This window comes from Kerstersia sp. (genome assembly GCF_052103615.1).
Classification (GTDB): Bacteria; Pseudomonadota; Gammaproteobacteria; order Burkholderiales; family Burkholderiaceae_B; genus Kerstersia.
Genome location: NZ_JBQEKA010000097.1, coordinates 1 through 11,116 on the forward strand (window position 1 = coordinate 1; position 11,116 = coordinate 11,116).

At 62.2% G+C, this 11,116-nt stretch carries 9 protein-coding genes; 4 read left to right on the forward strand and 5 right to left on the reverse strand.

Annotated features, from left to right (window positions below; translation table 11 throughout):
- The 3 genes from ACTJGZ_RS14330 to ACTJGZ_RS14340 all read right to left on the reverse strand — a co-directional run.
- Positions 1 to 577 (reverse strand): phosphonate ABC transporter ATP-binding protein (locus ACTJGZ_RS14330; protein WP_441663584.1); only part of this gene is annotated, 577 nt, incomplete at its 3' end.
- A gap of 139 nt (positions 578 to 716) precedes the next feature.
- Positions 717 to 1,685, reverse strand: a complete 969-nt coding sequence (gene phnD / locus ACTJGZ_RS14335; protein ID WP_441663585.1) for a phosphate/phosphite/phosphonate ABC transporter substrate-binding protein — start codon at positions 1,683 to 1,685, stop codon at positions 717 to 719.
- Positions 1,686 to 1,911: 226 nt separating this feature from the next.
- A complete protein-coding gene (locus tag ACTJGZ_RS14340) occupies positions 1,912 to 2,796 on the reverse strand; it encodes a sulfurtransferase (RefSeq protein WP_441663586.1) in 885 nt (294 codons plus the stop codon).
- A gap of 173 nt (positions 2,797 to 2,969) precedes the next feature.
- Between ACTJGZ_RS14340 and gmk the strand changes: the two genes are divergently transcribed.
- The 4 genes from gmk to ACTJGZ_RS14360 all read left to right on the forward strand — a co-directional run bounded on the left by gmk (position 2,970) and on the right by ACTJGZ_RS14360 (position 7,455).
- A complete protein-coding gene (gmk, locus tag ACTJGZ_RS14345; RefSeq protein WP_441663587.1) occupies positions 2,970 to 3,602 on the forward strand; it encodes a guanylate kinase in 633 nt (210 codons plus the stop codon).
- Positions 3,603 to 3,641: 39 nt separating this feature from the next.
- Positions 3,642 to 3,845 (forward strand): DNA-directed RNA polymerase subunit omega, encoded by a 204-nt coding sequence (gene rpoZ, locus ACTJGZ_RS14350; RefSeq protein WP_068369484.1) that lies wholly within the window; start codon positions 3,642 to 3,644, stop codon positions 3,843 to 3,845.
- Positions 3,846 to 3,863: 18 nt separating this feature from the next.
- Positions 3,864 to 6,143, forward strand: coding sequence for a RelA/SpoT family protein (locus tag ACTJGZ_RS14355; RefSeq protein WP_441663588.1), 2,280 nt, complete (start codon positions 3,864 to 3,866; stop codon positions 6,141 to 6,143).
- A gap of 292 nt (positions 6,144 to 6,435) precedes the next feature.
- Complete coding sequence (locus ACTJGZ_RS14360) at positions 6,436 to 7,455, forward strand: C45 family autoproteolytic acyltransferase/hydolase (RefSeq protein WP_441663589.1); 1,020 nt, start codon at positions 6,436 to 6,438, stop codon at positions 7,453 to 7,455.
- Between the two features lie 3 nt (positions 7,456 to 7,458).
- Here the strand turns inward: ACTJGZ_RS14360 and dinB are convergent, their stop codons facing one another.
- Complete coding sequence (dinB, locus tag ACTJGZ_RS14365) at positions 7,459 to 8,676, reverse strand: DNA polymerase IV (protein ID WP_441663590.1); 1,218 nt, start codon at positions 8,674 to 8,676, stop codon at positions 7,459 to 7,461.
- A 7-nt stretch (positions 8,677 to 8,683) separates the two neighbouring features.
- Positions 8,684 to 10,729: a SurA N-terminal domain-containing protein gene (locus ACTJGZ_RS14370; protein WP_441663591.1), complete on the reverse strand. Its 2,046-nt coding sequence runs from the start codon at positions 10,727 to 10,729 to the stop codon at positions 8,684 to 8,686.
- Positions 10,730 to 11,116 lie beyond the last annotated feature (387 nt).

An 11,116-nucleotide genomic window follows, 5' to 3' on the forward strand; every position in this document is an offset into this window, starting at 1 on the left:
GGCACAGCTCGCAAATCAGCCGCATAATCTGCCGGGCCGTGCGCGGATCCAGGCTGGCCGTTGGCTCGTCGATCAGCAGCAACTGCGGTTCCTGCATCAAGGCCCGCGCAATCCCGACACGCTGGCGCTGCCCGCCGGACAGCGCATCCGCGCGTTTGTCCTGAAACCCGGCCAGTCCGACCCGGTCCAGCAACTCGAAGGCGCGCGCAATATCCTGTGCCGGAAAGCGGCGCAGCCAACTGGCCCAGAATCCGACATACCCCAGGCGGCCGGATAATACGTTTTCCATCACGCTCAGGCGCTCGACCAGCGCGTACTCCTGGAAGATCATCCCGATATGGCGGCGGGCGCGCCGCAGCCGGGCGGCGCTCAGGCCAGTCAGGCTGTCACCGGCCAGGGTGATGCTGCCTGATGTGGGCGTCACCAGACCGTTCACGCAACGGATCAAGGTGCTTTTACCGGCGCCGGATGGGCCGATCAAAGCCATCACCTGGCCTGCCGGCAAATCCAGCTCGACCTGATCCAGCGCCAGATCGCCAGTCGCGTAACGTTTACTTAGGGATTGCAATTGCAGCATGGTGGCTCCATGGCGGCCGGCGGCCTGCGCCAGGCCCGACAGGCATCAGCTGACTTATGCCCGGGCCGCAGGCGGCCAGCCAGGGGGGCGCCAGGCCGGTGCGGTTCCGCAAGGAAGCGCCCGGCTCTGGCGGCCAGGGTTACTTGCAGCTATAGCTGACGTCCATCGCACGGTCGATATCCCGCACCACGCCCCAGTGTTCCTTATAGGTAATGGGAATAAACACCTCTTGCGGCGGGCTGGACTTGCTGAATTCCTCCAGCAGCGCGCTGCCTGTCCAGTCAAACGTGAAGAAGGCTTCGCGCACCTTGTCGGCCAGTTCCGGCTTCAGGTTATAGACATAGCCGTAACCTGTCGTCGGGAAGGACTGCGACTTGTAGATGCTGCGCAGCTTGTCGCCCTCTACTGTGCCGCGCCCTATCATGCGGTTCATCACGGAATTGGCCACGGCCGCGCCGTCATAATCCTTATTCGCCACGCCCAGCACCGAGTTGTCATGCTTGCCGGAGAACGCCGGTTTGTAATCGCGCTCGGCCTGCATGCCGTACTCGCTGGCCAGCAAGGCCGACGGCGCTTTGTAGCCCGAGTTGGATGTCTGCGAAGTGAAGGCAATGGTCTTGCCCTTCAAGTCTTCGATTTTCTGCGCGCCGCTGTCGGCAGGCACGATGATTTCCATCTCGTAGCCATAGGCCCCCTGCTTGTCGGCCATCATGGTGAAGGGCACAAAGCCCGCGCAATTGACCGCCAGCGGATTGCTGCCTGTGTTGAAGCCTGCGATATGCAGGCGGCCGGCGCGCATGGCCTCGATCTGGGCCGCATTGGATTGCACGGGGAAGAATTGCACCTTCTTGCCCGTCACCGTGCTCAGGTGCTTCAGAAAGCCGTCCCAGACCCCGCGGTACACCTCGGGGTCTTCAACCGGCGTGTAGGCAAATACCAGCGTCGAAGGATCTATCCACTCTTTCGGGTCGGTCGGCGCATCGGCCACCATATCGCCGTCGCGGTCACAATAACGGCTGTCCAGGTCACCACGCGGGCAGGCATCCTGCGCCTGGGCCGCGCCCATGAATGTCATTCCCAGCGCCAGGCAAAGCAGTGTCTTTTTCACGAGCTGATTTCTCCGGTAAATGGCCCGCAGCAGGGTCGCGGACCGGAATCAGCTTGCCAGTCTGGCGCCCGGCGATGAAATCCTGATGACACTGCCGGATTCCATTTCTCTCATTTTTCTCTGGCGGTATCCGGCATGCCCCGTTTCTGCACGGTTCTCAGCAACATGTGGCACCGTGAGTCCCCGCACGTGGCCGTGCAGTCTGCCTGAACCTGCTCCGCCTGAATCAGGAACCGGCCGCTCCGCCGTTGTCCCCGGTGGCGACCGGCGCGCCCTCGCGTGAAGACCATTCGCTCCAGGAGCCGGGGTACAGCCTGGCTCCTTTCAGGCCCGCCAGTTCCAGCGCCAGCAAATTGTGGCAGGCTGTCACGCCGGAGCCGCACTGCATGACAGCCTCAGTGGCGGGCTGACCCGCCAGCACGGCCTCGAAGGCAGCGCGCAAGGCCGCGGGTTCAAGAAAGCGTCCCTGGGCATCGAGGTTATCGCGGAAAAAGCGGTTTTTCGCCCCAGGAATATGGCCGCCTATGCGGTCCAGTGTCTCGTTTTCCCCCCGAAAACGATCCGGCGCGCGCGCATCCACCACCAGCGGCGCCGTGCCGGTACCGACCAGCGGCCTCAGGGTTTCGTAATCGACGACTTCCACTAGCGCCGGCCGCAACCTGAAGCTACCCGCCCGCCGTATCTCGGCTGCCCCTGCCGCCACCGGCAGCCCGGCGTCCTGCCTGGCGGGCAGACCGCCATCCAGCACATAGGCGCGGGCATGCCCGGCGCGCAGCAGCAGCCACCAAACCCGCGCCGCGTACATGCTGCCCTGCCGGTCATACGCCACGATGCGCGTCGTATTGTCTGCCCCCAGGCGGGCCAGCAACGCTGCCAGCGCCGGAAAATCCGGCAAAGGGTGGCGTCCGTTGCTGCCATCCGGCGGCGAGCTCAAATGCCGGTTGAGGTCGATATGCGCCGCGCCAGGCACATGGGACTGCAAAAAAGCCTGCTGGCCGGCAGCCGGATCGCCCAGATCAAAACTGGCATCCAGCACCAGCACCTCGGCGGGCTTTTGTTGCAACCACGTCTGCAATTGCGCGGCGCTCACAAGCGGGGAATGGTGGGCCATGAAAATCTCCGGTAGAACGGTGGATGGCGAATACGCTGTCAGCAGTGTAAATCGAGCGCTCGTCTTTGACCCGGCCTGGCCCGCACCGTCTCAAGGAAAATTTGCCCGGTTTTCAGCGCCTCGGGCCTCCAAGTTTGCTATGCTTGCCGCCTTCGTTAAGGTATTCTTTGCCCATGTCCGCCCACTCCGGTAATTTGTTCATTGTCGTCGCGCCCAGTGGCGCCGGAAAATCCAGCCTGGTTCGCGCTCTGCTCGAACGGCATCCTGATATCGCGCTTTCCGTTTCCTGCACCACCCGCGCGCCGCGCGAAGGCGAAGCAGATGGCCGCGACTACCGTTTCCTTGATATCCCCGAGTTTCTGCGCCGCCGCGACGCCGGTGAGATGCTCGAATGGGCCGAAGTCCACGGCAATTATTACGGCACGCCCCGCGATGCCATCGACGCCGCCATTGCGGCTGGCCAGGACATCATCCTGGAAATCGACTGGCAAGGGGCGCGTCAGGTCCGGCAGTTTTTCCCCCATGCCATCGGCATCTTCATCCTGCCCCCCTCGCTGGAAGAGCTGGAAGCGCGTCTGCGCCGCCGGGGCCAGGATGCCGAAGCCGTCATCACCAAGCGCCTGGCCGCGGCCGAAAGCGAGATTTCGCATGCTTCAGAGTGCGAATATGTTATTATTAATCAAGAATTTAGCGATGCGTTGCAGGCCTTTGAACAAATCATTCATAGCGCCCGCCTGCGCTATCCGTCCCAAAGCAAGCGCAACGCCGAACTATTTACCCGCTTCGGCCTGCTGGACCCCCGCTAAAGCATCGTCCTGTTTTCGTTCTCTTTTTTAAGATTCGCCATGGCCCGTATCACCGTCGAAGATTGTCTGCAAAAATCGCCCAACCGCTTCCAGCTGGCGCTGGCAGCCGCTTATCGCGCGCGTGAACTGGCGCAAGGTCACAGTTCCCGCATCGAATCCAAAAACAAGCCTGCCGTTACCGCCCTGCGCGAGATTGCCGAGGGTGTCACCGGCCTGGAAATGCTGCGTAAAGTTCCGACCTGATCCCCTGGGAGGCTGGCGATGGACTTCTCAGGCCTGAAACAAGCGTCAACCGGTCTGCTGGCTGCCATCAAGGCTGGTTCCAGGCTGGGAAAGCGCCAGAGCAAATCCCACGATAATCCCGGCGGCCACGCTGCCAGTGAAGCGCCGGCCAATCAGCCGGTGGCCTCGCTGGCCGGCCTGACGGAAATCATCAGCGGTTACCTCACCGAAAAAGAGGTCGCCAAAGTGCGCGAAGCCTACCGCTTCGCGGATCAGGCTCACCTTGGGCAATTCCGCGCCAGCGGTGCACCCTATATTTCACACCCCATTGCCGTCACGGAAATCTGCGCCGGCTGGAAGCTGGATGCCGAAGCGCTGATGGCTGCCCTGCTGCATGATGTGATTGAAGACCAGGGCGTGGCCAAGCAGGAACTGGCCGAGCGATTCAGCCCGGATGTCGCTGAACTGGTTGATGGCCTCTCCAAGCTGGACCGCCTGGAATTCGCCAGCAAGGCCCAGCAACAAGCGGAAAGCTTCCGCAAAATGCTGCTGGCCATGGCGCGTGACGTCCGCGTCATCCTGGTGAAGCTGGCGGATCGCCTGCACAATATGCGCACGCTGGATGCCGTCAGCCCTGAAAAGCGGCGCCGCATTGCCAGTGAAACTCTGGAAATCTATGCGCCCATCGCCAACCGGCTGGGCTTGAATGCATTGTTCCGGGAGCTGCAAGACCTCTGTTTTGAAGCCATCCACCCCAACCGCTACCGCGTCTTGCGCAGGGCGGTGCTGGCCGCACGCGGCAACCGCCGCGAAGTGCTGGGCAAAATCCATGATGCCGTTGCCGCCGCCCTGCCGGCCGCGGGCATAGAAGCCGATATTTCCAGCCGCGAAAAATCGCTTTACGGTATTTACCAGAAAATGGCGTCGCAGAAGAAGTCTTTCTCTGACGTGCTGGATATCTACGGCTTTCGCATCATCGTGCACACCGTGCCGGAATGCTATCTGGCCCTGGGAACACTGCATCAGCTGTACCGTCCGGTGCCCGGCAAGTTCAAGGATTACATCGCCATTCCCAAGCTCAATGGCTATCAGTCCTTGCATACCATGCTGGTCGGCCCCTACGGCACGCCGGTAGAGTTTCAGTTCCGCACCCGCGATATGCACCATATCGCCGAGGAAGGCGTCGCTTCACACTGGCTTTACAAAGAAGACGACGTACCGCTTAACGAATTGCAAAAGCGCACGCACCAATGGCTGCAATCGCTGCTGGACATCCAGAGCCAGACCGGGGATTCCGGCGAGTTCCTGGAACACGTCAAGGTTGACCTGTTCCCGGACGCTGTCTATGTCTTCACGCCGCGTGGCCGCATCATCTCGCTACCGCGCGGGGCCAAGCCGGTGGATTTCGCCTATGCCATCCATACCGACATCGGCCACCATGCCGTTGCTGCCCGCATCAATGGCGAATTCATGCCGCTGGACAGCGAGTTGAGCAGCGGCGACACCATTGAAATCATTACCGCGCCGTCAGCCCGGCCCAGCGCCCAGTGGCTCAATTATGTGCGCACCGGCCGGGCGCGCTCGGAAATTCGTCATTACCTGCGCAATGTGCAGTATGAAGAATCCGTCGCTTTCGGGGAACGCCTGCTGCAACAAGCCATGCAAGCGCTCAAGGCGGAATTGCCTGAAGCCGCCGATCCCTCCTGGGATAAGCTGGTGCGCGTCAGCGGCGCCCGCAACCGCGAAGAAATTCTCGCCGACATCGGTCTGGGCAAGCGCCTGGCGGCTGTGGTGGCGCGGCGCTTCATGCCCGGTTCGGATCTCGTCGCCACCACGGCGGCGGCAGTCGATGAAATCGTCAGCGCGCGCTCTGCCCCCATTCCCATCCAGGGCAATGAAGGCCAAGCCGTGCAACTGGCCTCCTGTTGTCATCCGCTGCCCGGCGACCCCATTATTGCCGAGCTGCGCGCAGGCCATGGCCTGGTGGTACACGTCGCCGACTGCCCGGTGGCCAAACGGGGCCAGGCGCGTGAACCGGAACGCTGGGTGTCAGTGGCCTGGGACGAAAAAACAGCCAAGCACTTCTCTACCCGTCTTGATGTGACGGCACGCAACGAGCGCGGTACGTTGGGCCGGATCGCTGCGGAAGTGACCGCAGCCGAAGCCAATATCATGCATGTCACCATGCATGATGACGCCGTCGCCACGGTTTCGCTGCAGCTGACGCTGCAAGTGGAAAGCCGCGTGCAGCTGGCCCGCGTTATCCGCGCGATCCGCCATGTTCCCCAGGTGCAGAAGATCGTCCGCGTCAAAGGCTGACGCGCTTTCCCCATGCGCAGCAACAGGCAAGCTGGCATTGCGCAAAACCGGCGCCGCTTTCTGCGGCGGCCCGGCAACTGCCCTACAATCCCTTATCGTATGCGCCCGGCCAGGTTCACACCTGGCTGGACGGGCGCCGATACCGGCACTGGCCGGCCTATCGGCAGACGCGCCGGATGCCCCGGCCGCCATTGCCAGGAAGGCCACGGCCTTTCCGTTGAACCCGCTTCGCTGATGCGCATTGCGCATGGCGAGGAATTGCGCTGCGGCGCATGCTCAGGATTTCTGCCTTATGGAAGCGACACCTCTCTCACTGCGCGGTAGCCGCCGCGATATCGGCCGGGCTTTGGGTGAGCTGGCCCGCCCGCACATCAAGGGTCTGCTGGAACAAAGCCCGACATGGTTCGCGCTGCGCCGCTGGCGGGGCCATGCCCTGCTCGATCAGCTCCAGCAGGCAGCCCAGCATTACCTGCCCAAGCAGTGGGAGGAATTATGCGGCATGGCCGAAGGCATGGATATGCCGCTTGAAGACGCGCTGCTCTGGAATGTCCGTGGCGACCTGCTGCACCGGACCGATGATGGCTGCATGACGGTCGCCTTGCGACATGCAGACGGCTCCCGCTGGATTGCCCACAACGAGGACGGCGATCCTTTCCTGAAGGGCCTGGGGCGCCTGGTGGAAATCCAATCTGAAGACAGCCCCGGCTTCCTGTGCTTTTATCTGCCTGGCTCCCTGCCCGGCTATACCTTCGCGGCCAACCGCGCTGGTTTGGTGCAGGTAGTCGATAATCTGCGCATCATGCGCGGCGGCCAGGGCGTGCCTCGCATGATGCTGGCGCGCGCCATTCTGGATTGCCGCAGCCTGGATGAAGCTCAGGCGCTGCTCAATAAAATGCCGCGTGCCGGAGGCTTCCACCATATGCTGGGCGCCGTCGGCGATGAGCGGCTGCTCAGCATCGAGGCAACCCCGGAACGCTGCTCTTCCCAACCCGTGACGACGCTCTACGGCCATACCAATCACTGCATACACTTTGGCGCCCGCCAGACCACGCAATTGGTCACGACCTCATCGCGTGAACGCCTGGAGCGGCTGGATGTCCTGCTGCTGGAATTGCACGAACAGGCTGAGGCCAGCGAGCTGCTGGATATTCTGTACGACACGGAAGCCACCCTGCCGATGCTGCGCACCGACCCGCGTGACCCGGATGGCGAAAATACGCTGGCCAGCGTGATCTTCCGTATCGACGATGAGCAATGCCGCATCAGCGTCCATGACCGCAGCCGTACGCCCTGCTATCAGCAAGATATCTGAAACCTAGCCGCCCAAGGGCATCGCATCTTCGAACAAAGGCAGCGTATAGGGATCGCCGCTGGCTGCGGCGGCGGCCCCGCCTGCCGTGATCGGCGATAGCCCGGTCAGTTTGACGCCCAGCAGGCGCAGACGCCGGTCCAGCGGCACGCGTTTGAGGCAATTACCCGCGGCGCGCCTGATCGTGCGCGCATCCTGGGTGGGGTGCGGCAAAGTGAAATCCCGTGTGACGGTCTGGAAATCCTCGTAGCGCAGCTTGATGCCCACGGTTTTTCCCGCGACCCCCTTGCGGCTGAGATCGTCGGCAAGCTGCACGCACAAGCGTGTGAAGATTTGCCCCAGCAGCACTTTATCGCGCTGGGGATGCAAATCACGCTCGAAGGTCGATTCGCGGCTGACGGATTTCGGTTCGCTTTCTGTCTGTACTTCGCGGCTGTCATCGCCCCGGGCGGCACGGTATAGCCAGGCCCCCATGCGCGTGCCAAATTCGGTTTTCAGCCAGAGCAGTTCACAGCGGGCCAGGTCCCCGACTGTTGTAATGCCCGCCTGCAAGAGACGCTCGGTCGTCTTGGGGCCAATGCCGTTGATGCGGCTAGCCGGCAAAGGCCAGATCCGGCCCGGCACATCGGCCATCTCCAGAACGGTGATGCCGCCTGGCTTATTGAATTCGGATGCCATTTTGGACAACAGCTTGTTCGGCGTAACGCCTATCGAACAGCTCAGGCCCGTGGCTTCCTGAACCGCCTGCTGCAAGCCCAGCGCCAGCGCATGGGCATGGGCGCGACAGGACGGCGCCTGCGCCGTATCGGCGGCCTGCGCCATCATCTGCTCGCTCAGGTCAATATAGATTTCATCGACGCCACGGTCTTCAATCTGCGGCGCCAAGGCCGCCACAGCCATTTTGAAGCGCTGGGAATACTCCCGGTAACGGGCGAAATCGACCGGCAGCAAGATGGCATCCGGCGCAAGCTGCGCCGCTTTCATCAAACCCATGGCGGAATGAACGCCGTAGGCGCGCGCCTCATAGGTTGCCGTGGTCACGACGCCGCGGCCGGCATATGCCGACAGGCGCATATATTCCCGGCCACCATCCGGCCGTAAAACGGGAGGCGCGGCCCGGCCGCCGATAACGACGGGCTGGCCGCGCAATTCAGGGTAACGCAACAGCTCCACGGATGCGTAGAACGCATCCATGTCCAGGTGCGCAATCCAGCGCTGACTCATAAAACGATCAGGAAGCGTTGTCCTGTGAATCGTTGCCTTCACCGGCGATGACTCGCTGAGCCTCAGGCAGCAGCTTGGCATTGAGCACCGCTTGCAGCGCTTCGAGCGTCGCCGCCTTTTGGCCTTCGCCCAGCATGAAGTCCAGCTGGCCGCGCAGAACACTGAGGTCCTTCGCATCCGGGGTGCCCGCCAGCGTGACGTCCGAAACAAAGACCAGCTCGTAATCCGGGCCATTCTCGATACCGACGAAGGCAGGCGCATCCTCAAGCTGAACCGTGGAAATCGCATCCAGCAGCGCCGGTTCCAGGCCCGAGGCGCGTTCGCGGCTGACTTGCAGCTTTTCACCGAAGCCGCGCGGCAGGTTTGCGGGTTTCTCAGCCTGATAGCTGGCCAGCGCAGCCTGACCGGCCTCATGCGCTGCCGCCTGGGCGCGTTCTTCACGCAATTGAGCGCGAATGCCATCACTGACCAGGGCCACTTCGGGAATGGCCGAGGGATGGGTCTTGGCAACACGCAAGGCCACCAGCTTATTGGGCTCAAGCTCAATCACGCCAGTATTGTGGCCTTCCTTCAGCACTTCATTGGTGAACAAAGCCTGGCGCACACGCGCCGAATTCAGCCAGGCACCATCCGCGCCAGCCGCCGCCGCGTCGGCGCCTGCTGCCTTGGCATCCACCAGGCCGTTGCGGCTGACGCCGCTGGCGCGCCGGATCTTCAAGCCCAGGGTATCGTTCACAGGTTGCAGGCTGTCACGCTGGTCATAGACCAGATTGGTCAGTTTGCTGGCCTGATCGGCAAAGCGAGCGCCCGCCTTTTGCGTGCGCACTTCGTCGGCAATCTGGTCGCGCACTTCTGCCAAGGGCTGTGCCTGCGCCTTGTCCAGTGCGCTCAGTTGAACCACGTGATAACCGAAACGGCTAGGCACCGGCTCGCTGATGTCACCCGCTTCAGGCATGGCATACACAGCCTCGGCAATACTGGCAACCGGGAAGCTGGCGCGATCAATCCAGCCCAGGTCGCCGCCATTGGCGGCGGAACCGACATCCTGCGAGTTTTCACGCGCCAAACGGGCAAAGGCTGCCGGATCCTTGCGGGCCTCTTCTGCCAGCGCCTTGGCACGCTCCTGAGCGGCATCGCGTTCGGCCTGGCTGGCATCCTCAGCCACCGAAATCTGAATATGGCTGGCGCGGCGGCGCTCGGCCGTGCTGTACAGCGATTGGTTCTGCGTGTAATAGCTCTGGATGTCGTCATCGCTGACGTCCACGCCGGCACGCGCCGCCGGTTCGTCAAGAATCACATACTCAACATCCACGAATTCGGGCAGGCGCAGGGTTTCGCCATTGGCCTCATACCATTGCTGCACATCCGCGTCAGTCACAGCCACCTTGGCGGCGAAATCAGCCGCCTTGAAGGATTGCACCTGAATATCACGGGTTTCACGCAGAGCGTTATAAAGCGCCCGCACCACGCTGTCCGGCACACGCACCGATGCATCCAGCGGCGCGATCGGATTCCAGGGGTTTTGGGCGGCAACCGCCGGATCCATCCGTGCGCCTACCGGTTCGACAACGCGTTCGATGGCGATACGGCCACGCGCGCCGGCTTCATAATCGTTGGCGGACAGGCCTTGCGAGGCCAGCACGTTGCGATAGCGTTCGGCGGAAAAGCGGCCGTCCTGCTGGAAGTAAGGCTGCTGCGCGATGTAGCGGCGCAGGGCTTCATCCGAGGCGGAAAAGCGGTAGTTGCTGGCAGCCTGAGCGATCACGGCCTGTTCAAGCAGGCTGTCGATCAGCGCGCTGCGCAGCGCTGGCGTATCCACCACAGCAGGATCATAATTGCTGCCTAGGCGCTGGCGCTCCTGTTCGAGCGCATTGCTCAGCATTCTGTCGAACATCTGGCGGGTCACAGGCTCGCCATCGACGACGGCGACGTCCTGGTCCTGGGAGACATACGTGGTATATCCCTGGACGCCAACGAAAACAAACGAAGGCAGAATCAACAGCATCAGGATGAACTGCATCCAGCGCTTGTGGTTGCGAATAAAATCGAACATGAGGCATCCGGCGAAAGTTTCCTGCGAGCTGCAGGAAACGCGACACAAAAAACGAATGCGATACCATTCGTCCTGCAACCGCCCAGCATACTTGCTGAACGGCACGGGCGTCGAGTTTAACATCATGCAAGACGCTCTTCGGGAATTGTTCGCATCGTCCCTGCCCTTGCCGGGCCGCGTCTCTGCAATACCCTGCCCTGCTGTCGCCGTCCCTGCTGTACCCTTGCTTCCCCAGTTTCTTCCGGATCGGTAAATCACCGCAGCGCCCGCTGGGCGCGCGCCCCCTCCCGGTCTCTTTTGCCAAAGGCCCGCCTTGTTCAGTTATCGCCACGCTTTTCATGCCGGCAACCACGCCGACGTCCTCAAGCATTCCATTTTGCTGCATAC